The organism is Trichlorobacter thiogenes (assembly GCF_900167465.1).
Classification (GTDB): Bacteria; Desulfobacterota; Desulfuromonadia; order Geobacterales; family Pseudopelobacteraceae; genus Trichlorobacter; species Trichlorobacter thiogenes.
This window is the reverse complement of the sequence record NZ_FUWR01000012.1, coordinates 95,148-119,730: the sequence shown is the minus strand read 5'-3', so window position 1 is coordinate 119,730 and position 24,583 is coordinate 95,148. Positions and strand designations below refer to the sequence as shown.

Sequence of the window (24,583 nt, the reverse complement as noted above, 5' to 3'; positions counted from 1 at the left end):
CACATCCATCTGGTGTTGAGTATTCCACCGAAGTACAGTGTTTCGATGGTGATAGGGTATTTGAAAGGCAAGTCGGCAATTCATATTCACCGTAAGGCCGAAGGGGTCAAGAAAGGTTTTATCGGTCGGCACTTTTGGTCACGTGGTTACTGTGCCAGCACTATCGGCCTGGATGAAGAAATGATCCGGGCGTATGTAAGAGATCAAGAACATCTGGACAAACAAGAGGAGTTGGACTTCACCCAAAACCCTTAGCCCCTTTTAGGGGCTTTCCTCAAGCCACCGGCTCTGCCGGTGGTCATGACTAGTCTCTTATGGTTTTTTACACCCGCGAAAGGAGGAGTATCAGATGCGTAAAACAGGAATCGTAGCAGCACTGCTGCTGATGGGGTTAAGTCAGGCTGCATTTGCCGAAAATAGGGGGGAGACGGTTACCTTTGCTCCCTATGTGGGGGGATATACCTTCCAAGGGGATCAGCATCTGGAAACGTCTCCAGTGTTGGGTTTCCGCCTAGGGTATAATTTTACTGAAAACTGGGCACTAGAAGGCGTAATCGACTACCTGAAAACAGAAGGTACTAGAACTAATAATAAGGCAGAAATGGTTCGTTACGGTGGTGACCTGCTCTATAATTTTATGCCTAAGAGCAGCTTTGTGCCCTATTTAGCAGTAGGTGCTGGGGGGCTGAAGTTTACTTCTGGCGGCTATCCAGATCAGCGCTTTGTTGGAAATTATGGTGGTGGTGCCAAGTGGTTCATGACTGAAAACGTTGCCTTGAGAGGTGATGTGCGAGGTCTCAACTATCAATATGAGAAAAAGTGGAAAACAAACGTGGAGTACACCCTGGGGCTGCATATCGCTGTAGGTGCTCCGAAGCCTGCGCCTGCCCCGGTTGTTGTTGCTGAGCCGGTGGTAGAAGCAGTAGCTCCCAAGGCTGCACCGGTGGTTGTTACTCCTCCGCCAGCTCCTGCCCCAACCAGCAAACTGACGGCAGAACCAGCAACCCTTGAAAAAGGCAAGACCACAACCCTTACCTGGTCTTCCGCAAATACCAGCGGTTGTGAAATCCAGCCAGGTATTGGTCCTGTGCCTGCTTCCGGTTCCAAGGTTATTACACCTGCAGCAAATACCAGCTACACTCTGACCTGTAACGGTGAGGGTGGCAAGACAGCCACCAGTGTTGCTGGCGTAGAGGTGACTGAGCCGGTGGTAGAAGCTGCTGCTGCAAAGGCTTCAGCAGTTGCTGCCGGTACCCGTCTGGCATTGAAGGTTAACTTTGATACCGGCAAGTCGATCATTAAGAAGCAGTACTATGATGAGTTAAAGCAGGTTGGTGACGGCCTCAATGAGCATAAGAACCTGAAAGGTGTGATCGAAGGTCATACCGATAACGTGGGTAATGCCAAGGCAAATCAGCAACTTTCACAACGTCGTGCTAACGCAGTCCGTGACTACATTGTTAAAAACTTCAAGATTGACAAGAAACGTCTTTCAGCCAAGGGATTTGGCCAGACCAAGCCGGTTGCTGATAACGCCACCGCTGAAGGCCGCGCCCAGAACCGTCGTATAGAGGCGGCTTTTGAAGAAATTCCAAACTTTAAGGCTGATGCTGATCAGCAGCCAGCCAAGCCGGTTAAGAAGGCAGTAAAGAAAAAAGTAGCCAAGAAGAAAGCTGCTGCAAAGCAATAGACTAAATCGGTGAACGTTAAAAAGAAGGCCCTGTCTCGTAAGAGGCAGGGCCTTTTCTGTTTCATGCTCTTGTGTAAAGAGGTGTCACAGCTACTGCTGGTGGTTCTCAAGCCGCTTAAATCCAGGCATCGCCACCATCGTACTGCAGGTCTTCACCCTTGCCTTTACACCAGCCACCCATCTTGTGGCGGGTCTCTTTGCTGTAGTTTTTGATCCGCTTGCCAGCATCGTCTGTCAGGTCTGCCAGTTTACGGCGGGTCTCTTTTCCCGGTGCAGGGGCAAGCAGGAGGGCGGCAGCAGCACCCAGCAAGGCGCCGGAGGCCAGGGCCAGAAGGGTGGTGGTGATGGCATGGTCATTGGAACGGGACATGGTTGTTCTCCTTCTATGAGATAGAGTAGCTAGTTCAATTCATTCGCTATGTTGATGCTATAGTGTCTATCTTTGTAGCACAGGTCGCCTTTTCAGAGAAAGAAGAAAAACAGCTGTTTCTCAAGCGTTAACCCGTGCCAGGTGGCGTCGGATCATCTCCTCAAAGTCTTCATCGCGGTTGCTGGTGTAGACCAGTGATGCCCCTATCTCTGCTGCCAGAATAGCTGCCAGATACTTGATTGGCAGCCTGCTAACCCGGTGACGAAAGCGTGGTTCGGTCTGCAAAAGCTGCGGCAGGTGTCGTAACAGTGCCGCTTTATAGGGTGGTTTAAGGCATCGCTCCGGGTGGGACGTGAAGAATTGGAACAGTCGGTGATAAAAACTGTTGATGTTCTGGCTGATCAGGTCAGAGATCTCAGTGTAACTCTGACTGCCTGCAGCTTCATGCCAACGGCGCAGGATCAGACGTGCCTCATCTGAGGCCCGCTTTTTCAGTATCTCCAACACATCATGGACATAGCGCTCTTTGTTGGCCAGAAACTCCTTTTCAGTCAAGAGCAGGTTGGCAATGATCTCGTAGGATGAAGAGATAACTCCACACTTGTTGGCTGAAGCATCCCGCATCAGGATAACGCCCGCTTTTTGCAACTGTTGGCGGGCTTGGGGCGTGATGAATGAGTTGGCCCCCTCAATGATCACTGGTGCTGACGGAGTGCCGTCAGGTTTTAGAAACTCCTGCCAGTTCTGCCCGTCAATGGTTTCGGGCCGACCGCCGGCAGGAATGAAAAGGTCTGCCTCAACTGTGAAGATCAGGCTGGCGTATTCACGATAGAAGTCATCCAGGGGCACCCAGCTTTCCTGCAAGGAGCCATCTGTCAGTCGTTCTACCCGGCGATGCAACTCACGTAAGCCCTCCATCCGTTTGCCGGTGCGGAAGATCATCAGGCCGCCAGGGCCAAGCTGGGCTGGATCAAACCCATCCAGATCCTGCTGCAGGGTAATCCGTTTAAGCTCATTTCGGTCAAGGCCGTTGGGATCAAAGGCAGCAGCGGTGCCGTCCAGCACCAGTACAACCTTGGCCTTGGGGCAGTCGTCAAGCAGAATACGCAGGCAGTTACCTGCCACATCACCACCAGGTCCGCCGGTCAGTTTGATGCTGAACGGGGCTTGGTGGATGTTAATCCCCTGCTCCGCCATGACCACTTCGGCAAAGGTCATCACACCGGTGGAGGTGACGCCGTATTCCTTGTGGTTAATTCCGAACCGCTTGCTGGAGATGATGCCGACCCCCAGCAGATAGCCCCGCTTACGGGAAAGTGATGCGATCGCCTCAATCATGCCATCGTGCATGTTTTCATCAGGGCCGATTTCGATTGGCTCGTCATCACCGTAGTAGTCAACCACCCGCTGGTCCCGAACGGTACCGTTCTCGGTGGTGAAGATGTCAAGAAAGGCGTTGGTGATACCGTACTGCAGCTTGTAGAGACGGCTGTTTTCATGCTCCTGCCCGCTCTGCTCAAGTCCTGAAGCATCCATGACCAACACCATCTTGGAGCCGCCTTCGTAGATGTCCTTGTTCTTCAGGTGTTGGGTGTGGGCCAGGACATAGACTTCACGGAAGAGCGCGTTGGCAGTAGTTATGGTGTCATCCTGGTTGCGGGCTATGACGGTGCGCCAGCCGCCACGGGCAATGTCCGAGAAGCCGATATGGTAGCCGTGTCCAAAGCGGCTGAAGAAAAAGGTAATCCTGAAGGGAAGGGTTTCTGGCAGGTCAGAGGTGAGTTCAGTGCCCAGTTGGCGCAGGTAGACCGGATCCAGCCGGAAGGCAAGGGCCTGTTTTTCAATTACAAAGAAGTTGGTCTTCAGGGTGTGACTGATAAATAGCAGGCAGCAACGATAAATTGTCTGGCGGATCTCATCCAGCCAACGGTGACCGGTGTTGTAGTCTGCAACCAGATCGGTTGTTTCTTCCAGCAGGGCCTGATAGGCGGCATTGCGATTGTTCAGGGTCGGGTCAAAACGGGTTCTGAAAAGCCGCAGCAGTTGCATTGCCATTTCCGGGTGGGCATGGAAGGCGCTTTGTACATCTTCCAACCCAAAACGATCTGGCTGGTTGTGGGCCAGATTGGTGTGGCAAAATGCCACAAATGCGTTAATCAAGGCAGCATCGTCCCCTGGCATGACACCTTCAGTTACCCATTCTTGATAGGTGTGGCAGCAATTATCAAGGATCTGGGTGTTGCAAAGCTCCTGCTGAAGCTGTCTGGCCAGTGCCGTGTCAGGTAGCAGCTCCTGACCTCCACGGTGCCGGATAAAAAAAGTACCCAGGAAGTAGGGGTGAATGCCGTTGGTGATGGTCAGGCAGTAGGCCCGGCGGATGCCGATATTCAGCCGGTTGAATACCTCAACCAGCTGTAGTAGAAAATCATCCTGCGGCGGGTTGCCTACAGCAAACAGGAGCCTTGTTTCGGCAATGCCGGTATGTTCAACATTACGCAGGTCCAGAAATAGACCTCCGCTGGCGTTACCCCGTTCAAAAAGCCAGATCAGCCAAGCGGTCCGCTGTGGTGGCGACATCCTGACCTGTTCAGGGTTGTTCCGCCAGAGGATGGCCAACAGTTTGTCCGCAGTCTGGCGTGGCAGGTCAGGGGCAATAGTTGCCAGCTCGCTAAGGATACTGCGTTTAAGACTGGCCGGCACAGGTGGTGACGTCTGGTCGGTAATGGCTGCATTGGGTTTAGCGTCAAACTCAAAGCGTTGTACTTCCAGCTCTTGCGTCATGCCTGGCATCGGGCTGCGGGAGTGGGAAAACATGGCATAGGACAGAGTCCTGTCCCCCACCCGTTGCAGGCTGTTCAAGAGTGAGCCAGGTTTGTCCACACAGGCCATGATCAGCCGCTTGTCCCGGTCTGCCAGAATCAGGTGGCGGTTGTGCTGCAGCAACGTCATCTCACGGACAAGGGTTCCCAATGCCTCTGGCTCATCAGCCAGGGCCTGGAAAAAATACGGGGACATCTGCTCCTGCAGCCAGCAGGCATTTTGGCGTGCAACGGTGCTTGCGGTGCGACAGGCGGTGCGCATGGCTTGTGAGAGCTGCATCGTGCCTCCGGTAGACGTGAATTGGAGGCAAGTATACCTTCAATTTTTGATAGGGCAAGACGGGAAGTGCAGCCTTGACCCTACTTGGATGCCGAGCGTATACTCTCTCCCTCGTTGTAGGCTGAACGGTTAAAGCACAGGAGACAGAGATATGAAGGAACACCAGCACAACGGTCTGGAGCGAGGCTGCGTTCAGATCTACACCGGTAATGGAAAAGGCAAGACAACGGCTGCCCTTGGCTTGTCTTTGCGAGCGCTGGGCAGGGGGATGAAGGTCTGTTTTTTTCAGTTTATCAAGGGTGGCGGTCCCTATGGTGAACAGCTGATTGCCGATAGGTTGGGGCCTGATTTTACCATTATTCAGACCGGTCGTCCTGGCTGGGTTAATACGAAGGATATTGCTGAAGATCGCCGTCTGGCTCAAGAGGCGTTATTGCAGGCACGGGATGCACTGCTTTCAGGTGAGTATGACCTGTTTGTCTGTGATGAAATTAACGGAGCCGTCGGGTTTGGGCTGATTGATGTTGAACAGGTGCTGGAGCTGATAGCGATTAAACCTGAGCGGGTTGAGCTGGTGTTAACCGGTCGTAATGCCGATGACAGGGTGGTGCAGGCCGCTGATCTGGTGACAGAGATGCGGGAGGTGAAGCATTACTATCAGGCCGGCGTGCCAGCTCGCACCGGTATTGAAATGTGAATCAGGCATCTGAATGACGGCTACGCTGTACTGGTATGCTTGCGTAACCGGATAGATCAGGTATACTAGGCCAAGACCTGTGAGCTGAAAGGAGTAATCAAGATGTCGCTTGGTATTGTTGCAGCCATGATAGCTGCCATTTCTGTTGCTGTACTGGTGTTGTTTCTTATTCCTGCCATCCAGAGTGTCAGGCAGACGGCTCAGTCGGTATCGGCATTGGCAGACCTGCTGGCCAATGAGCTTAAGCCAACCATCAAGGAGCTGAACGAGGTCCTGGCAGAGTTAAAAACAGTGGGTGGCGGTGTTGCTGAACACACCGATGATGTTAAGAAATTTATGTCTGCCCTGGGGGAAACCGGTACCCAGATTACAACCATTAACCGTTCCGTAGGAGCGGTAGCCGGGCTGTTGAATCAGGCTGGTGCAGTGGCAACCGGTGTCAAGGTTGCCGGTACGTACCTGCTTGAAAACTATCTTAAACGTAAGATGAAAGGAGTATGACCATGGCACAAGATGACAACGGAGTATCCGCAAGCACCGTATTGGTTTCGTTTCTGGCAGGTGCAGCACTTGGAGCTGGTTTGGCGCTTCTGTATGCACCCAAGAGCGGGCGTGAAATGCGGGATCAGATTGGTGATCTGACCGATGATGCCGTAGACAAGATCAAGGAATATGCCAAGGAAGCCCAGGATAAAATCAAGGCTACCCTGGAAGAGGGCAAGGAGACCATCATGGAGAAGAAGTCAATTCTGTCTTCTGCCATTGAGGCCGGACGTGAAGCGATTCAGAAAGAAAAAGAGAAGCTGGGCGCCTGAGTAGCCGCTCAGGTGGTAGCGTAAAAGGCGGCCCCATCACTGGATGGGGCCGCCTTTTTGTATATAAATCAGCTGGTTGTGCACGTTTGACATTAGGTTGCGGAACGTCTATAATGCCGCATCTTGAGTCTTACGATGGGAAAGGTGCCCCACACCATGAGAAAACTGTTGCTTCTCATAGCGTTACTTGTTGCTGGCGTCAGTGCAGCAGCAGCCGGTGAGCCAACCCAGGCGTTGCTGAATGAACTGGTGCAACCACACCTTGCCGGAGCTGGCAAGGTGTCAGAAGGTTTGCCTCAGGTTCAGGCAGGTGCGCTACAGGGGGAGGGTTCGGCCCTGTTTACCCTGGAAGAACTGAAGGATGGGACACAGGCGCTGGCAGACCTTGCGCTGCCGGATGATGAGCCGGCAGCTGATGTGCCGCTTGCCCTGAATGATAAGGTTAATTATTTTATTACCTTTTTTCAGACCAAGGGGCGTGGCACCTATGCCCGTTGGCTTTCCCGTTCAACCCGCTATCTGCCGATGATGAAGGAGATCCTGCGTAAGGAAGGGTTGCCGCAAGAGTTGGTGTATGTGGCAATGATTGAAAGCGGTTTTCAGCTGCATGCCCGTTCATGGGCCAATGCCGTCGGTCCCTGGCAGTTTATGTCGGCAACCGGACGCCGCTACTCGCTGCGGATAGATCAATGGGTTGATGAGCGTAAGGACCCGGTCAAGGCAACCATGGCTGCAGCCATGTACCTGAAGGACCTGTATGGCATGTTTAATAATGACTGGTATCTGGCTGCGGCTGGCTACAACGCTGGCGAGAACAAGATCTTTCGGGCCATTGATAAATATGATACCAGCGATTTCTGGGAGCTGTCCAAAGGGTCATACCTGAAGCGTGAAACCAAGGAATATGTTCCCAAGCTGCTGGCTGCCGCCATTATTGCCAAAGATCCTGCCCGCTATGGTTTTACCGAAATAGCCTCGGTACCGGTGGTTGAATATGATACCGTGACGGTTAAGGGACGTACCGACCTTGAACTGGTGGCGCGTTTGGCTGGCACCACCTATCAGAGTATTAAAGAGTTGAATCCTGCGCTGCGTCACTGGTGTACCCCCCCCAACTACCCTGACTACGAACTGAAGATTCCTAAAGGGACCAAGGCCCGCTTTGAGCAGGGCTTGGCTGCCATACCAGCGGAACAGCACTTTAGTGAAAAGAACCTCTACAGCCGTTATACTGCAACCCGCAAGGACAGCCTTAAGCAGCTTGCCCGTCGGTTTGGCAGCACTGCCGGGGAGCTTGCCGAGTTGAACGGTCTGGGAGTAAAGGACCGGATCGCAGGGCGTACGCTGATCATTCCGGTGAAGCAGTCAGTCAATTTTGCTCAGGAAGGCCGGCGTGAGACGGCAAAGGCGGAGGCGGCTGCAGCTCAGTATTACACAGTACGCAAGGGAGATACACTTCATTCCCTGTCCCGTCGTTTTAAGGTCTCGGTAAAGGTGCTTGCTGCCTGGAACAATCTGAAGCATGCTGTTGCACTGAAGCCGGGCAAGCGTCTGGTTGTTGCCAAAACAGAAAAAAGTGTGAGTACCAAAGGGTGACCAACACCCCATCTTCTATCCTACAAAGAGGTTTCCCCGCATGTATTCGATTTTGATCTGTGCTGCCCTTGGGGTGGTTGTTTTACTTGTAGCTATGCTGGGATTCAAGCTGGCCTGGTGGGGCTCGCTGCTGATCGGTCTGGTGGTTTTCTGTATCGCCTTCTTTTTCCTTTCCCGCTACATCAGCACAAAGCTGATGACTATTCTTGAACAGGCCGGCAAAGACCTGCAGGGGCAGCGCTTTGAAAAGGCGATCCGTGAGATGAAAGAGGCGTTACGCTTTGGCCCCTGGCAACTGTATGTAACGGATCAGATCAACTCCCAGATCGGTATGGCCTACTACATCCGTCGTGACTTTTCTAATGCCTTTCCTTATCTGGAAAAATCATTCTTTAAAAACTGGGCTGCCATGGGAATGCTGGCCATCTGCTACATGAAGCGTCAGAAGCGGGACAAGATGGAGCGGACCTTTGAAAAGGCTGTTCAGTGGAATGGCAAGGAGTCCTTGCTTTGGAACCTGTATGCCTACTGTCTGGCGGATGAGTGCGGTGAAACAGCCAAGGCGATTGCGGTGCTGGAAAAAGGACTGAAAAAGCTGCCCGGAGATACCCATCTGGTGGAGAATCTGGAGCATCTGCAGGCTGGGCGTAAGATGAAAATGCGCGCTTTTGGTGATCCTTGGTATCAGTTTCATCTGGAAAGCCTTGGCCAACTGCAGAAACATCAGATGGCTGCCATGGGTGGCCGGATGCAGAAGCGGATGACGGTACGGCGATGAGTAGCGTCAAACCTCAGACAGAGCAGGTTCCCGAACTCTGGATTATGGGGGTAGCTCCTGACCAGGGGCGTGATGAGATCATTCGTGACTATCTGGCTGCTGCCGGGTATCAGACCCGTTTGGCAGCTGTTGATCAGATCGGTACAGAACGTCCGTTGGGAATCGTGCTGGATATTTCGCCCCATTCACTGGACGGTTGGGGACTTTTGCTGCAGATCAAGAGTAATCCTGCCTGCCGTAATATTCCGGTGCTTCCGGTATTTCTCAGTGAAAAAGGGAAAGTGGGGGGCGTATTTCCGGTGGCCGGTTTCTTTACCCTTCCTCTGGATGACCACCACCTCTCTGAGCGGCTTGCGGTGTATGGGCTGACCGAAGAGGTGGAAACCTGGGATCTGCAAGCCCTTGTGGTCTCCCGCTCCGGTGAGGAAAAACTTTCCAAACTGCTTGAAGCGGTTGGTTTTGAAGTGGTTAAGGGATATACCGGCAAAGAGGCGCTGGCGCTGGTTTCGCTGCATCCCAAGTATCTTGCGTTCAGTAATCTGATGTTGCCGGATATGTCAGCTTTTGAACTGTTAGAAAAATTCCGTCTGTTTCCCTATAGCCACAATATGCCGGTCTTTGTGCTGCTGAAGGATGAGCTGAAAGAGGGGGAAAAGAAGGCCATGAGCCGTGAAATTGCCCACCTGGTCAGCAAAAAACAGCTAACCCAGGAAGAGTTTCTCAAGTACCTGCGTAATCGGGCTTAAGTTCTTTTTCTTAGAGTAGATAAACAAAAACTGCCCCGGCAGCCTGATGGTTGCCGGGGCAGTTTGTCTGTAACAATGCGAATCTGGCGGGTTGTATCAGATGATTCCGCTACCATCCTTGATCACAATACTCGCCTTTGATCGTAATTCCTTCATCCATGAACTGAAACGCTCATCCTGCTTTTGGCGGTACAGAAGTTCTTTAATATCGGCTTTGACCGACTCAAAAGACTTTACCTTGCCGGTTGAGCGCTCATCCAGCTTGACAATGTGCAGGCCGGACGGGGTATTAACCAGTTCACCGACTTCGCCGGGTTTAAGAGGCAGGATCGCTTTTTCCAGATCGGCCAGCATTTCGCCCTTCTTGAAACTACCGAGATCACCGCCATCTTTTTTAGCAGCAGGATCATCGGAATATTCTTTTGCAAGGGCGATAAAATCTTTGCCCTGACGGGCCTCAAACAGTACCTTCAATGCCTTGTTCATGGCCTGCTGGATTTCTGCAGCCGGAGCCTTCTCATCCACCTTGATAAAGATGTGGCGGGCCTTGAAGGTTTCCTCTTCTGCATATTTATCTTGGTGGGCTGTGTAGTACTGTTCTGCTTCCTTATCCCCAACATGCACCTTTGAACGGACCTCCATGCTCACCAGGCGCAAACGCTCCAACTGTTCACGTAGTTGTCCTTCATACTGGGAAAAGGTGTAGCCCTGCGCCTTGAGGGCAGCTTCCAGTTGACTCTGGGTCATGTTGTTGTTCTGGCGTTTGACATCATCCACGGCTTGACGGATTTCATCATCACCGATTTTGATTCCCAACTCCTTAACCTTTTGATCGGTAATCATCTTGTCAATCATGCGATCAAGCACCGTAACGCGCAGGTCATGGCGGGCCTTGTCATCAACCAGCCCTTTTTTCTGGGCATCCTGGATAACCGGCTGTGACTCCCGCAATACATCACGGAAGGTGATGACATCATCGTTAACAATGGCGGCAATACCGTTGACCCGCTTGGCTCCGGCCGGCAATGGTGGCAGCTTGGGGGCGATCAGGGTTGGGGGTGGCTGCTTGTTGGCAGTATCAGTTACGACATCAGGCTTAGAGGCGCAACCGGCCAGAAGAAGAGTGGCCAATAGCGAGGCAGGGATTAAAAGGCGAAGCTGATTCATGGATACCTCAGAAAATGAACCGGACAACCATCAGGATGTCCGGTTCAGATCAGGTTAATAATGAACTATTTCTTTGCAGCTGCCGGAGCAGCGGGTGCGGGAACGGCTGAATTGGTTGCGGGTGCTGCTTGAGGCTCAGTCATTTCGATCTTGGCCCCTTTTTTCAGGTCTTCCTTCAGCTTCATGAATACCTGTTGCTGCTTCTGGGGCATAATGGCGCCTTTGATCTGCTCTTTGACTTCGTCAAAAGGACGGGTTCCTGCAGCACGCTTGCCGGTCAGCTTGATGATGTGATAGCCGAAGTCGCTTTTAACGATACCGGACAGTTGACCTTCCTTCAGAGCCATGGCTGCTTTTTCAAAGGCGGGAACCATATTGCCCTTGCCGAACCAGCCCAGGTCACCGCCTTTGGCTGCGGATGAATCAGCTGACTTGGTCTTTGCCAGCTCTTCAAAGTTGCCGCCTTTTTTCAATTGATCAAGGATGGCTTGTGCATCCTGCTCGTTTTTAACCAGGATATGGCTGGCACGGATCTGCTCACCCGCCTTGAACTTGTCAATGTTCTGCTCGTAAAACTTCTTCAGCTCTTCGTCACTGATCTTGGATTCGGTTTCCACCTTTTTCTTGAGGTAGGTGTCAACAATAATCCGCTTTTTCAGTTCGGCAAGTTTCTCTTCAATATCTTTGCCCTTGTCAACGCCGTCTTTGGCAGCTTGCTGGAGGATCAGCTCCCGCATCACCAGGGTGTCAATCATCTCTTTTTTGCCCTGTGGGCTGTCAGCCATGGCACGGATATACTCAGGCAGTGCCTTTACTTCACGATCAAAATCTTCGCTGGTGATCTTTGCGCCGTTTACAGTGGCAATCACCTTGGCATCCTTGCTGGCAGTTGAATTGCTGCTGGAACCGCCTCCCTGACAGGCAACCAGGCCTGTAGTGGCAACGATGGCAATAGTTACACTAAGAAAAGTACGGATGTTCACGGTGAGGACTCCTTTTAATAACTAAGTAAGAGTTGATGAAACTTAGAGAATCTACCATAGCTTGCCAACCGGTTGCAAGGCTCTGTTCTAGGCAGCAGGTCTGGTCAGGCACCAAGCAGGGTGAGCGTAGAAGCCAGGGACTCAAGGGTGTCGGTATTCGTACTGTTTGGCGGCAGATTCACCAGCAGACGGTGATCAGGGGTAAACTGGTAGGTGGCCGGTGCGGTGCGGATCAGGTTGATCAGGGTTTCCGGGCTGACGTTTGTCCTGGGGTGGAAGCTTAGGCAGAGCCGTTTGGCGTCGGCGTCAACCTTCAGAACCTTCAGCTGCTTCAGTCTGATCCGCAGCTCCATGATCCGGGCCAGGGTCTGGGCAGCCAGCGGCGGACGGCCATAGCGGTCATGCATTTCGCTGACCACCTCGGTCACATCCTCGTTGGACTCGGCCTGCACCAGACGTTTGTACAGGACCAGCCGCTGATTGGTGTCCGGGATGTAGGTTTCGGGGATAAAGGCGGCAATGGCCAGATTTATCTCCGGTTCACAGCGTTCTTCAAGCTCTTCACCCTTCAGTCCGGCGATCGCCTCTTCCAGCATCTGGGTGTACAGCTCAAAACCGATATCAGCCACGGTGCCGGACTGACGTGGCCCCAGCATATCACCGGCTCCGCGTAGTTCCAGGTCATGGGTGGCAATACGGAAGCCAGCCCCCAGCTCAGAGATGTCCTGAATGATTTTTAACCGCTCCCGCGCATCTTGCGTGATGCTGCCGGCACCAGGGATCAACAGATAGGCATAGCTTTTGACTGTGGAGCGGCCGATCCTCCCCCGCAGCTGGTACAGCTGTGAAAGACCAAAGGTGTCGGCCCGGTCAACGATCATGGTGTTGGCCCGGGGGATATCCAGGCCGGATTCGATGATGGTGGTGGTCAGCAGTAGATCGCTCTGGCCATGCATGAAGCCCAGCATCACCTTTTCCAGCTCCTTTTCCTCCATCTGACCGTGGGCTACGCTGATCCGTGCCTGGGGCACCAGTTGACGCAATCGCTCTGCCACAATGCCGATGGAGTGAACCCGGTTATGGACGTAGAACACCTGGCCGTCCCGCTCCAGTTCTCGAGTGATTGCATCCCTGATCAGGTCATCGGTATCCCGTGCCACCACAGTCTTGATCGCCTGGCGGTCAACCGGTGGGGTGTCGATGATGGAAAGGTCCCGGATGCCCAGCATGGAGAGGTGCAGGGTGCGGGGGATCGGCGTGGCAGTCAGCGTCATGATATCAACACTGGCCCGGTATGATTTAAGCCGTTCCTTGTCTTTGACCCCGAAGCGCTGTTCCTCATCCACGATCAATAGTCCCAGATCTTTAAAGGCCACATCCTTCTGCAGCAGGCGGTGGGTGCCGATGATGATGTCCAGCTTACCGCTTTTCAGCCGCTCCAACGACTCTTTCTGTTCTTTGGCGGTGCGGAAGCGGGAAAGCATCTCGATGGAAACGGGATAGTCCTTCAAACGGTTACAAAAGGTCTCGAAATGTTGCGATGCCAGGATAGTGGTGGGAACCAGTAACGCCACCTGTTTACCATCCAGTACCGCCTTGAAGGCGGCTCGCAACGCCACTTCGGTCTTGCCGTAGCCGACATCACCACAGACCAGCCGGTCCATCGGGCGGGAATGCTGCATATCCCCCAGCACATCCTGTATGGCTGAAAGCTGGTCCGGGGTTTCCTCCCAGGGGAAGGTGGCCTCAAACTCACGGAACATCTCATCTGGAGGTGAAAAACTGTAGCCCTGGCTGGCCTGACGTTTGGCGTAGACCTCCAGCAACTCAGCAGCCAGCTCTTCAATGTTTTTGCGGGCCTTGCTGCGGGTCTTTTCCCAGCCGGGCCCACCCAATTTGGCTGGGGATGGTGTGGCCCCTTCGCCGCCTGCATAACGCTGCACCAACCCCAACCGGTCAATCGGCAGATAGAGCTTGTCGTTACCGGCATACTCCAATAGTAGAAAATCACCTTCCACTGCACCGGTCTTCAGGTGCTGCAGACCACGGTAGATGCCAATGCCGTGATCAACGTGGACCATGGCATCACCCGGTTTCAGCTCTGCCAGCGAAGCCAGAATCTGCTTGGTACGCAGGGCCGTAACACCGCTCTTGCGGCGGGTCCGCTTGCCAAACAGCTCTTCTTCTGCAATCACCGCCAGTTTTGAGTCCGGCAACCTGAAACCGCGGGATAAATCGCCGATTGTCAGCAGCAGTCCTGCGTCAGTGGTCGGCAATGCAGGGCTAAACGGATCAGTCGCACTGAGGGGACAGCTGATGCCGTAGGGGGTAAGCAGCTCTTGCAGCCGTTCGGCCTGACTAGGGTGGTGACAGACCACCAGGGTACGCCAGTCAGCAGCTTGCCATTGTTTCAGACGCTCCACCAGCGGGCCGAGCAGGTGCTGTTGATCTCGAGCCATACTGATCCGCAGGTCTGTATTGTCCTCCGATCTGATCGGGAACAGTGTGGTTCCACTCCCATCGGCAATGGCCAACCGTCTGCAGGATAGTTGCTGATGCCGGTCTACCAACTGGAACAGCTCATCAGGTGCCAGATACAGCTGCTCTGGATCCGGGTGCAGTCGCTCTTCAGAAGCCGCCTTCTGTACGCCATTTGCCACCTCTGTCTGGTGGTGCAGCGCTGATTGGTGGAGCTGGTCAGGTTCCATCAACACCAGCAGCGGTTTCTGCAGGTAGGAAAAGAACGGTTGCAGATCGGTATGGAAGAGGGGCTGGAGAAATTCAATGCCAGCTGGATAGCTTGCCCCCTGCAGCTCGGCCACCAGTTGGCGACGGCGGTCAGCCGGGATATCAAGTTGGTCAGCCCGTGTCTTGAGCCGTGTTATAAACTCCTGCAGTGATGCCGGAGAAAGCACCAGTTCCCGTGAGGGTAGCAGGCTCAGGCAGGGCAGCGGTTCCAGTGAGCGTTGGTTCAGCGGGTCAAAGCTGCGCAGGGTTTCAACGGTATCACCAAAGAACTCAATCCGAACCGGGCGGGGCAGGCTGGGCGGGAAAATGTCAAGAATACCTCCCCGAACGGCAAAACTGCCCCGTTCTTCAACCAGAGGGCAGTTGCTGTAGCCCATCCTGACCAACTGTTCCAGCAGGGTGTCGCGGTCCGGCTCATCGCCAGGTTTAATCGTGCAGGATGCTCCGGACAGAATAGAACGGGGAATAATCCGTTGCAGCAATGCAGCTATTGGCGCGACAACAGTGCAGGGATCGCCCTGCAGCAGGCGTTGCAGTGTATCCAGCCGGGCACCACTGATGTCAGGATGGGGGGAGGCCGCTTCAAAGGGATTGACGTCCCAGGTTGGAAAAGGGCTGACATTGGCGGCGTTAAAAAACAGGAGTTCGCGGGTAAGTTCGTCGGCAGCGGTTTGATCGGCAGCTATGACAACGATCTGGCGTGGAAGAAGCCGGGAAAATTCTGCAATTGCCAAGGCAGGGGCTGAGCCGGTCAGGCCACCCAGGGTCACCTGGGTGGTGCCCTGCTTTAACTGTTCGGCCAGACGCGGCAGAGTTGGTATACAGGGGTGTGGTGATCTGGAATCAGGCATAATTTGGTAGTGAATACGGGCTATTCGTGGGAGTTTTTATGCTTTGAACCGGCCTTGATCTTGGGCTTGCCCCCCTCAACCACAACCCGGAACTGAATATCACTGGTCCCCAGTTTTTGGGAAATCAGTGGTCGTTGTTTATCAAGTGTTGCTGCCAGCTGTTCGCGGCTCATGCCATCAATCGGCAGGTGACAGCTGCGGCGGGCCTCAACCAGTTCAGCATAGACCCGCTCAAGCTCCTTCTGCTGCGGGTTGGGTTCTTCGGTTTTAGGTGATGGTTTGGCAGGGGCCGAAGATTTGTGTAATGCTGCCTTGAAGCGGTCGCGGGAGTAGCGTCCCTCTTCGATTTCACGCAGAATCCGGGTCCACTGCTGGCGGTAGGTGTTGAGCCGTGCCACGAGATTATTGTAGCGGTGCTTGTACATCGTGTTGTTGATCGGGGTGCCGGCATAGCGGCGGACCAGCTTTTCTACTTCTTCTGCCAGCTTGAGCGGTTCCCGCTTTTCCAGTCCGATAAAGTACTGTTCATAGCTGGTTATCAGCTCTTTCAGACGGGTTTCCAGTATGAGCAGGTCTTCGGCGATTCCCATAAGTCTCTTTGTGCAGCGGTAGTTTTTAGCCTGAAAACTATAGGGTCAAATGATAGTGCTGTAAAGTAATTATGCCAATAATTATGCTGATAAGACCTTGACGCTGCCAGTGCTGGCGGCTATAAAACATAGATAAACCTTATCTTGGAGTGCGTCTATGTCAGTAAGCGCAGCGTTGATACTTGCAGCAGGCAAGGGAACCCGCATGAAATCAGGGCTGGTTAAGGTCCTGCATGAGCTGGCCGGCAGGCCTATGCTGGGCTGGCCCCTTGCTGCAGCCAGAGAAGCCGGAGCTGCTCAGATCGTGGTTGTTGCAGGCCATCAGGCGGATCTGGTGCAGAAACGCTTTGCTACTGACACCGGGATCAGGATCGCCCTGCAGGAGGAACAGCTGGGTACCGGACATGCGGTTTCCTGCTCGCTGTCTCAGTTGGGTGGCCTGACCGGATCGGTCTTGATCCTTTGCGGCGATACCCCGCTGTTAACCGGGGCGACCCTGCAGCATCTGGCCAGCGAACATGCTGCCTCTGGCGCTGCCGTAACGGTGCTGACCGCCAGACTGGACAGGCCGTTTGGCTACGGTAGAATTGTTCGGGACAGTGAAGGCCGGGTGCGGCGGATTGTTGAACAAAAAGATGCCAGCCCTGAAGAACAGGCGATTGATGAAGTGAATAGTGGTATCTACTGCATGGATCTTGCTTTTTTAAGGGACCATATCGGGCGTCTGGGCAGTGAAAATGCCCAGAATGAATACTATCTGACCGACCTGGTGGGGATAGCTGTGGCAGAACATGCCGGTTGTGCAGCGGTTGTTGCCGATGACCCTGATGAGATCATGGGGGTCAATGATCGGGTGCAGCTGGCCCATGCTGCCAGCGTCCTGCGTCAGCGGATCAACCTGCAGCTGATGCTGTCCGGGGTAACTCTGGTTGACCCTGCTCAGACCTACATTGATGCCGGTGTGCAGGTGGGGAGCGATACCATTATCTGGCCTGGTTGTGTCCTGCGCGGCAGCACAACCATCGGTTCCGGCTGTGAGCTTGAGAGTAATGTCCAGGTAACCGACTGCAGTATCGCTGATCGGGTGCATCTCAAGGCAGGCAGCGTGCTGGCTGAATCGCAGGTCTTTGAGGATGTTGCTATCGGCCCGATGGCCCATCTGCGGCCCGGAACGGTATTGCAGGCCCAGGTCAAGATCGGCAATTTTGTGGAAACCAAAAAGGTGGTGATGGGGGTCGGCTCAAAGGCCTCTCACCTGACCTACCTTGGGGATGCAGAGGTGGGGCGAGATGTCAACATTGGTTGCGGTACCATTACCTGTAATTATGATGGTAAGCGCAAACACAAGACCGTGATTGGAGATGGGGTCTTTGTGGGTAGTGATGTGCAGCTGGTGGCGCCGGTGACGGTGGGGGCCAATGCCTTGATTGCGGCTGGTACTACCGTTACTCAGGATGTGCCGCCTGATTCCCTTGCCATAGCCCGCACCCCGCAGGTGAACAAGGATGGTTGGTGCCTGAAAAAGAGAGATAATGCCTGATTCGGATCGCCACATAACCAGCGGCATTATCCTGGTGGTTGAGGATAATCTCCCGTTTGGTGAGCTGGTTGCCGGTACCCTGCGAGAAGAGGGGTATCAGTGTCATACGTCATCCAGCGGGGCTGCTGCCCTGGCCTGGCTTGCCAGCCATCCGGCCAGTTTGCTGTTGCTGGATTACACCCTGCCCGATATGACTGGTGAGGCGTTTATTGCCGCCATGCATGCCCAGGCTCGCCGGATTCCTTTTGTCGTTGTTACGGGGCGTGACGATTCAAACCTGGCTGTGCAGATGATCAAGCAAGGGGCCAGTGATTTTATTGTTAAGGATACCGCCCTGTTGGATCGACTGCCGGTGGTGGTATCCCGTGCCTTGGAAGAAGCTGCTGTCAAGCAACGCCTGGAACTGGCTGAAGAGGCATTGCGTCAGAGTGACCTGCGATTGTCCCGGGCCCAGCGGATCGCCCGGATCGGCAGCTGGGAGTGGAATCTGCAGACCAATGAGCTTTATTTTTCACCGGAACTGTTTTCTATCCTGGGGTATGATGCCGTTACTGCTCCCCAGGTCTCCCTTGAATGGCTCTACCATCAGATAAATCCTTCAGATATCCCGGTTGTCAGAAAGGCCCTGGGTGCCACCATTGAGTCCGGTCGGAGTCTTGATATGACCTACCGGATTGCCACCTGCAGCGGCGCTGAGATTGTGGTGGCCAGCCAGGCAGAGCTTGAATGCGATCACGACGGTCGTGCAGTGCTTTTGGTGGGTACCCTGCTGGATGTTACGGACAGGACCAGGGCAGAACAGGAAATTCATCACCTCGCCAATTACGACAGTCTGACCGGCTTGCCCAATCGCAACCTGTTGCATGATCGTTTGCAGCAGGCCATTGTCCAATCAGCCCGGATGAAAGGCAGCGTCGGGGTGTTGTTTCTGGATTTAGACCGTTTTAAAGGGGTTAATGAATCCCTGGGGCACAAGGCCGGTGATCAGCTGTTACGCACCGTGGCCGAGCGGCTGCGGGTCTGTGTCCGGGAAAGCGATACCCTGGCCAGGGTCGGGGGGGATGAGTTTGTTGTTATCTTAAATCTTGTTGCCGATGAAGACGGTGTCAGCAGTGCTGCCAGCAAGATTTTGGCGATTATCTCAGAACCATTCGTGATTGAAGGACAGGAACTGTACCTGACTACCAGTATCGGTGTGGCGGTGTATCCCACCGATGGTGGCGATGTTCAGTCACTGCTCAAGCATGCTGACTTGGCCATGTACCAGGCCAAGGATATGGATCGCAATAATTTCCAGTTTTTCTCCAGCGACCTGAATGTCAAGGTGATGGAGCGGATGGTGCTGGAAAGCTCGTTGCGCCGGGCACTGGAGCGGGATGAGTTTGAGCTTTTCTATCAGGCCCAGGTGGATGTGGTGAAGCGAACCATCATCGGCTTTGAGGCGTTGTTGCGCTGGCATCATCCTGAATTGGGCATGATCTCTCCGGAAAAATTCATTCCTCTGGCAGAGGAGACCGGCCTGATCCTCTCCATTGGCGAGTGGGTCATCCGTACTGCCTGTCGTCAGGCCAAGGCCTGGCAGGATGCGGGGTTGCCGCCGGTTCGCATGGCGGTCAACCTGTCGGGCAAGCAGTTTCGGACCAAGCTTGATCAGGTGGTGGCATCAATCCTGCTGGAAACCGGGCTTGGCGCAAGCTGGCTGGAACTGGAGCTGACCGAGAGTATCCTGATGCGCAACGCTGCAGAGAACCAGCAGCTGTTGCAGGCCCTTTCCGGTATGGGATGCAGTCTGTCTATTGATGACTTTGGCACCGGTTATTCATCCCTGGCGTACCTCAAGAATTTCCCCCTGGGGCGGCTTAAGATCGATCGCTCTTTTGTGCGTGACATCATTACCAGTCCTGACGACCGCGCCATTGCCAAGATCATCATCGATATGGCCCATACCCTTAAGATGGAAGTGACTGCTGAAGGGGTGGAAGACCATGACCAGCTTGAACTGCTGAAAAGCTACGGTTGCCGCGAAATACAGGGGTTTCTGTTCAGTAAGCCGGTACCTGCTGCGGCTGCGGAAGAGTTTCTTCGTAAAGGGATTTTGTTCTAAACCATGCATCATGATTGTTTTCTGTTTGCCTTGCCCCCGGCGCTTAATGCTACCGGGGGTATTTTCTTGCCATCCAACTAGTTGTGATATATTTTGATATCAATGTTATCGGAGAGGTGCGCCATGGCTAAAACCTGTCAATTAGGGCTCCGGCTTGAGGAAGATGACGGACAGAACCTGAAGAGGATTTCACGTCTTACTGGTCGTTCTGAGCAGGACGTGGTGCGCGATTCAATCAGGATGTATGTGCGCTACGTTGACGAACAGCAGCAGTTTCTTGATTCGGTTGAGCGGGGTTGGTATGAGCTGCGCTCTGGTCTTGGAGAGCTGGTTGCCGAAGATGATGCTTTTTTTGAAACCGTAGGCAGGGAGATCCAGCGTTAATGGCTCTGCCGCTTAGACGATCAGGCGAATATAAAACCAGGATCAGGAAGTACGCCAGTGATCTGGCAGAACGCTACCGCCCTGAGATCGCGCTACTGTTTCTTGCAGAAGTCCAAAAAACAGAACAACTTCTGCATGATAACAATCTACTTGGCGTTCAGGTACCGTACCTGCTTGCTGAGCATCAGGTCATGCTGCGGGAGCTCTATTTTGATTGCGGCCCGGCCCGGTACTGTCTGATTCATGAGCTGTACAATGACTACGTTGGTCTGATTTCGCTCTGGCATTGTTCAGGATCACGAATGACCGTAAATTCGCTTCGTATTTGGCAACGCTGAGTAACAAGGACACTCCATGCATCACGACCAGATCATCATCAAAGGTGCCAACGAGCACAACCTTAAATGTATTGATGTCACTATCCCCCGTGATCAGCTGGTGGTAATCACCGGTCTGTCCGGCTCCGGCAAGTCCACCCTGGCCTTTGATACCATCTATGCCGAGGGGCAGCGCCGCTATGTGGAGTCGCTCTCCGCCTATGCCCGCCAGTTTCTGGAGCAGATGGAAAAGCCGGACGTGGAGTCCATCGAAGGGCTTTCTCCGGCCATCTCCATTGAGCAGAAGACCACCTCCAAGAACCCCCGTTCCACCGTTGGCACCGTCACTGAGATCTACGATTACCTGCGTCTGCTGTTTGCCCGGATTGGGCAACCCCACTGTCATAGCTGTGGCAAGCCGATCACGGCCCAGACCGTGTCCCAGATGGTGGACCGGATCATGACCCTGCCGGAGGGGAGCAAACTGCTGCTGCTGGCACCGATGATCCGTGGCCGCAAAGGGGAGTATAAGAAAGAGCTGCAGCAGTTGCGTAAGGAAGGCTTTACCCGCGTCGTGATTGACGGTGTGCAGCGGGAGCTGGCCGAAGAGATCGAACTGGACAAGAAGAAAAAACACGATATCGATATTGTGGTGGATCGCCTGGTGGTGAAGGAAGGAATCAGCCGCCGTCTGGCTGATTCGCTGGAAACCGCCCTGGGCCATGCCGAAGGGATCGTCAAGGTGGAGGTGGTGGGAGAAAAACTGCCGATCATTTTCTCTGAAAAACTGGCTTGCATCGAATGCGGTATCTCCTACCCCGAGATCGCGCCCCGGATGTTCTCCTTCAACAATCCCTATGGTGCCTGCCCGGACTGTACCGGCCTGGGTACCCGGATGTACTTTGATGCCGAGCTGGTGATTCCCAATCCACTGCTCTCTATCCGGGAAGGGGCGATTGCGCCGTGGGAAAAACGGCTGGGTTCTCCCTTCCATCAGATGATTCTTGAGTCCCTGTCCCGCTCCTATCGCTTTGACCTGAATACGCCGTTTCAGGAACTGTCAGAAACCGTGCAACGGGTGATCCTGGAGGGGACAGGCGGTGAGCAGCTTGAATTCTGGTGGGAGGATGAACGGGGCAAACGTCATACCTACAAGAAGGAGTTTGAAGGGGTTCTGACCAATCTGGAACGACGCTACCGCGAGACCGAATCAGAGATGATCCGCGAAGAGCTGGCCCCCTACATGAACGTGATGCCGTGCCCCACCTGCAACGGCGCCCGCTTGAAGCCGGAGGCGCTGCATATTCTGGTGGGCGGGCAGAACATCCAGCAGGTGACCGCTCTTGCAATTCGTGACTGTCAAAACTTTTTTGAGCATCTGCAGCTGTCTGACAAGGATCAGGAGATCGCCCGGCGGATACTGAAGGAGATTAAGGAACGGCTCGGCTTTCTGGTTAATGTCGGGCTGGATTACCTCTCGCTGGATCGTACTTCCGGCACCCTGTCCGGTGGTGAAGGCCAGCGGATCCGGTTGGCCACCCAGATCGGCTCGTCACTGGTGGGGGTGCTGTATATTCTGGATGAACCGTCCATCGGCCTGCACCAGCGGGATAATGACCGTTTGCTGACCACCCTGCGTCACCTGCGGGATATCGGCAACACCGTGCTGGTGGTGGAGCATGACGAAGACACCATCCTGGCTGCTGATTATGTGCTGGATATGGGGCCTGGCGCCGGTGTCCACGGTGGTGAGGTGGTGGCCCAGGGGACCCCCAAAGAGATCATGGCCAACCCGGCTTCCCTGACCGGACGCTATCTGTCCGGTGAGCTGACCATTCCGGTGCCCAAGAAACGGCGCAAGGCTGAGCGCAGCATCACTATCAAAGGGGCAACGGAGAACAACCTGAAAGGGATTGATGTGGATATCCCGCTGGGGGTAATGACCTGCGTGACCGGTGTTTCCGGCTCCGGCAAATCCACCCTGATCATCGACACCCTGCACAAGGTGCTGTCCCAGCGGTTGTATCGCAGTCGTGAAAAAGCCGGTGCGGTCAAGGATATCCTGGGTCTGGAACATCTGGACAAGGTAATCAACATTGACCAGTCTCCCATCGGCCGTACCCCCCGCAGTAACCCGGCTACCTACACCGGCGTATTCAGCGATATCCGCGACCTGTTTGCCAACCTGCCTGAATCAAAGGTGCGGGGCTACAAGCCGGGCCGCTATTCTTTTAACGTAAAAGGCGGGCGCTGCGAGGCCTGCTCCGGCGACGGTATCCTCAAGATAGAGATGCACTTCCTGCCGGATGTCTATGTGCAGTGTGATGTCTGCAAGGGTGCCCGCTACAACCGCGAGACCCTGGAGGTGCACTACAAAGGCAAGTCCATTGCCGACGTGCTGAACCTGACCGTGGAGCAGGCGCTGGAGTTTCTGGGGGCGATCCCGAAGATCAAGAACAAACTTAAAACCCTGGTGGAGGTGGGACTGGGCTACATCACCCTGGGGCAGTCTGCCACCACTCTCTCCGGCGGTGAGGCCCAGCGGGTCAAGCTGTCCAAGGAACTTTCAAAACGGGCCACCGGACGTACCATCTACATCCTTGACGAACCGACCACCGGCCTGCATTTTGCCGATATTGCCAAGCTGCTGGATGTGCTGCACCGGCTGGTGGATACCGGTAACACCATCGTGATCATTGAACACAACCTGGATGTGATCAAGACTGCCGACTGGATTGTGGATCTGGGGCCTGAAGGGGGCGACCGGGGTGGTGAACTGGTGGCAGCCGGTACGCCGGAACAGGTGGCCAAGGTCACCAGATCCTGGACCGGCCAGTTCCTGCGGAAGATGTTGTAAATGTACCTTGAAAATCCTGCTTGGCATGCGGGATTTTCAAGGTATTAAGTGCTTTTTGCCGCAAGAGAACGCAAAGAGCGGAAAGAAAATCACAATCTACGAGTCTTGGTAAGCGAGTGAAAAATCCTGAAGAAATGTTCCGTTTGGGAGGTTGACCGGTTCACGCGCGTGAACCGGTCAATAAGAGTTAGGCTCAAATTAGAATAAGACGAGGTGAAAAATGGATATTCAGAGCCTTCGCCAGAAATATGAAGAGATGCGACCACGACTGGAGCGACTTGGCAATAATATTAAAGCTGCACTAGAACAATTCCTTGAACAAAATGAAATAGATGTATTTGGAGTAAGTTATAGGGTTAAGGATTTTGAATCATTTTATGAAAAGATTGAAAGAAAGCAATATAAAGATCCCTTTGAGCAGGACGATGACTTATGTGGTATTCGCATTATTGCTTTTTACCCGACAGACATTGAACGTATAGAAAAAATAATAAAAGACGAATTTATAATTCATGATTTTATAAACAAAGAAAATGAATTGAATGCTGACCAATTCGGTTATAGATCGAGTCATTTAATAGTCACAATAAGTGAGGACTGGCTCACCGCACCGAATTATCGAGGCCTTAAAGATATTCGAGCGGAAATACAAGTCCGCACCATACTTATGCATGCATGGGCAAATATCTCCCACAATCTTTCTTACAAGTCTAAAGATCAAGTACCACCACAATTTTTGCGGCGAATTTTTCAATTAAGTGCTCTTTTCGAAATGGCCGATCAGGAATTTGACCTCCTTCGTAGCCATAAAATCGAATACCAACAAACATTAGTTAGAAATGCCAGGGAAGATTCTAAAGGCTTTGACACTTCACAACCGCTTAACATTGATATTCTTCAAGCCTTTCTCGACTTCTATTTTCCAAATCGACATCGTGAACTAAAAGAAACCGAAAAGCTCCTCTCTGAAATGCAGAAATTGAAAGTTACCCTTAAAGATCTAGAAAAAGGTCGTGTACTGTCGGCAGACTTTATGAATGAAGATGAGAAGGCATCATTCGACGGGAAAAAGGGTCATCAATGGGCACAAGTCGGAGTTGCTAGACATATTTTGGATTTAACATCTGATAACTACTGGAAGTCACGATCAAAAGATTTGCCAGAGCATATTTCTGAGCTTGTAGAAAAAACTCGTAAGCGGATAAAAGTAGCAAAATCAGCCTAACAATCGGCACCACCGGTCAAGCCGGT

Annotated in this window: 20 protein-coding genes; 14 read left to right on the top strand and 6 right to left on the bottom strand. The window is 53.4% G+C overall.

Annotated features, from left to right (window positions below):
* Together tnpA and B5D39_RS11330 are read left to right on the top strand one after the other, a co-directional pair.
* The coding region (gene tnpA / locus B5D39_RS11335; RefSeq protein ID WP_139366756.1) for an IS200/IS605 family transposase at positions 1 to 255 on the top strand (255 nt) is incomplete at its 5' end.
* 94 nt (positions 256 to 349) lie between these two features.
* Entirely contained in the window at positions 350 to 1,690 is a 1,341-nt protein-coding gene (locus B5D39_RS11330) for an OmpA family protein (protein ID WP_078790586.1), read from the top strand.
* A 115-nt stretch (positions 1,691 to 1,805) separates the two neighbouring features.
* Here the strand turns inward: B5D39_RS11330 and B5D39_RS11325 are convergent, their stop codons facing one another.
* Entirely contained in the window at positions 1,806 to 2,060 is a 255-nt protein-coding gene (locus tag B5D39_RS11325; RefSeq protein WP_078790585.1) for a YtxH domain-containing protein, read from the bottom strand.
* Positions 2,061 to 2,180: 120 nt separating this feature from the next.
* The gene (locus B5D39_RS11320) at positions 2,181 to 5,159 is read right to left on the bottom strand and encodes an NAD-glutamate dehydrogenase domain-containing protein (RefSeq protein ID WP_078790584.1); all 2,979 of its coding nucleotides are present in this window, start codon (positions 5,157 to 5,159) and stop codon (positions 2,181 to 2,183) included.
* Positions 5,160 to 5,310: 151 nt separating this feature from the next.
* On the opposite strand from B5D39_RS11320, the gene cobO reads away from it, so the two are divergent.
* From cobO to B5D39_RS11290, 6 genes are all read left to right on the top strand, one after another.
* Positions 5,311 to 5,856 carry a cob(I)yrinic acid a,c-diamide adenosyltransferase gene (cobO, locus tag B5D39_RS11315; RefSeq protein WP_078790583.1) on the top strand — a complete coding sequence of 182 codons (546 nt, stop codon included), beginning with the start codon at positions 5,311 to 5,313 and terminating at the stop codon, positions 5,854 to 5,856.
* A gap of 102 nt (positions 5,857 to 5,958) precedes the next feature.
* Positions 5,959 to 6,357: a DUF948 domain-containing protein gene (locus B5D39_RS11310; RefSeq protein WP_078790582.1), complete on the top strand. Its 399-nt coding sequence runs from the start codon at positions 5,959 to 5,961 to the stop codon at positions 6,355 to 6,357.
* A 2-nt stretch (positions 6,358 to 6,359) separates the two neighbouring features.
* Entirely contained in the window at positions 6,360 to 6,671 is a 312-nt protein-coding gene (locus B5D39_RS11305; RefSeq protein ID WP_078790581.1) for a YtxH domain-containing protein, read from the top strand.
* Positions 6,672 to 6,827: 156 nt separating this feature from the next.
* Positions 6,828 to 8,267: a lytic transglycosylase domain-containing protein gene (locus B5D39_RS11300; RefSeq protein ID WP_078790580.1), complete on the top strand. Its 1,440-nt coding sequence runs from the start codon at positions 6,828 to 6,830 to the stop codon at positions 8,265 to 8,267.
* 40 nt (positions 8,268 to 8,307) lie between these two features.
* Positions 8,308 to 9,045 carry a tetratricopeptide repeat protein gene (locus B5D39_RS11295; RefSeq protein ID WP_078790579.1) on the top strand — a complete coding sequence of 246 codons (738 nt, stop codon included), beginning with the start codon at positions 8,308 to 8,310 and terminating at the stop codon, positions 9,043 to 9,045.
* Positions 9,042 to 9,791 carry a response regulator gene (locus B5D39_RS11290; RefSeq protein ID WP_078790578.1) on the top strand — a complete coding sequence of 250 codons (750 nt, stop codon included), beginning with the start codon at positions 9,042 to 9,044 and terminating at the stop codon, positions 9,789 to 9,791. The genes B5D39_RS11295 and B5D39_RS11290 overlap by 4 nt, the downstream gene beginning before the upstream one ends.
* Before the next feature lie 96 nt (positions 9,792 to 9,887).
* Here the strand turns inward: B5D39_RS11290 and B5D39_RS11285 are convergent, their stop codons facing one another.
* From B5D39_RS11285 to B5D39_RS11270, 4 genes are all read right to left on the bottom strand, one after another.
* On the bottom strand, positions 9,888 to 10,958 hold the full coding sequence (locus tag B5D39_RS11285; protein WP_078790577.1) for a peptidylprolyl isomerase: 1,071 nt from the start codon (positions 10,956 to 10,958) through the stop codon (positions 9,888 to 9,890).
* Between the two features lie 65 nt (positions 10,959 to 11,023).
* Positions 11,024 to 11,941 (bottom strand): peptidylprolyl isomerase, encoded by a 918-nt coding sequence (locus B5D39_RS11280; protein ID WP_078790576.1) that lies wholly within the window; start codon positions 11,939 to 11,941, stop codon positions 11,024 to 11,026.
* A 104-nt stretch (positions 11,942 to 12,045) separates the two neighbouring features.
* A complete protein-coding gene (gene mfd, locus B5D39_RS11275; protein WP_078790575.1) occupies positions 12,046 to 15,540 on the bottom strand; it encodes a transcription-repair coupling factor in 3,495 nt (1,164 codons plus the stop codon).
* Positions 15,541 to 15,560: 20 nt separating this feature from the next.
* Positions 15,561 to 16,130 (bottom strand): MXAN_5187 C-terminal domain-containing protein, encoded by a 570-nt coding sequence (locus tag B5D39_RS11270; RefSeq protein ID WP_078790574.1) that lies wholly within the window; start codon positions 16,128 to 16,130, stop codon positions 15,561 to 15,563.
* A gap of 157 nt (positions 16,131 to 16,287) precedes the next feature.
* Here B5D39_RS11270 and glmU point away from each other — a divergent pair, with 157 nt between their 5' ends.
* From glmU to B5D39_RS11240, 6 genes are all read left to right on the top strand, one after another.
* Positions 16,288 to 17,670 carry a bifunctional UDP-N-acetylglucosamine diphosphorylase/glucosamine-1-phosphate N-acetyltransferase GlmU gene (glmU, locus tag B5D39_RS11265; protein ID WP_078790573.1) on the top strand — a complete coding sequence of 461 codons (1,383 nt, stop codon included), beginning with the start codon at positions 16,288 to 16,290 and terminating at the stop codon, positions 17,668 to 17,670.
* Entirely contained in the window at positions 17,663 to 19,774 is a 2,112-nt protein-coding gene (locus B5D39_RS11260; RefSeq protein ID WP_078790572.1) for an EAL domain-containing response regulator, read from the top strand. Before glmU ends, B5D39_RS11260 begins: the two co-directional genes overlap by 8 nt.
* A 123-nt stretch (positions 19,775 to 19,897) precedes the next feature.
* On the top strand, positions 19,898 to 20,158 hold the full coding sequence (locus B5D39_RS11255; protein ID WP_078790571.1) for a ribbon-helix-helix domain-containing protein: 261 nt from the start codon (positions 19,898 to 19,900) through the stop codon (positions 20,156 to 20,158).
* The gene (locus B5D39_RS11250; protein ID WP_078790570.1) at positions 20,158 to 20,496 is read left to right on the top strand and encodes a hypothetical protein; all 339 of its coding nucleotides are present in this window, start codon (positions 20,158 to 20,160) and stop codon (positions 20,494 to 20,496) included. Before B5D39_RS11255 ends, B5D39_RS11250 begins: the two co-directional genes overlap by 1 nt.
* A 16-nt stretch (positions 20,497 to 20,512) precedes the next feature.
* Complete coding sequence (gene uvrA, locus B5D39_RS11245; RefSeq protein WP_078790569.1) at positions 20,513 to 23,332, top strand: excinuclease ABC subunit UvrA; 2,820 nt, start codon at positions 20,513 to 20,515, stop codon at positions 23,330 to 23,332.
* A gap of 220 nt (positions 23,333 to 23,552) precedes the next feature.
* Positions 23,553 to 24,557: a GTP pyrophosphokinase gene (locus B5D39_RS11240; RefSeq protein WP_078790568.1), complete on the top strand. Its 1,005-nt coding sequence runs from the start codon at positions 23,553 to 23,555 to the stop codon at positions 24,555 to 24,557.
* Positions 24,558 to 24,583 lie beyond the last annotated feature (26 nt).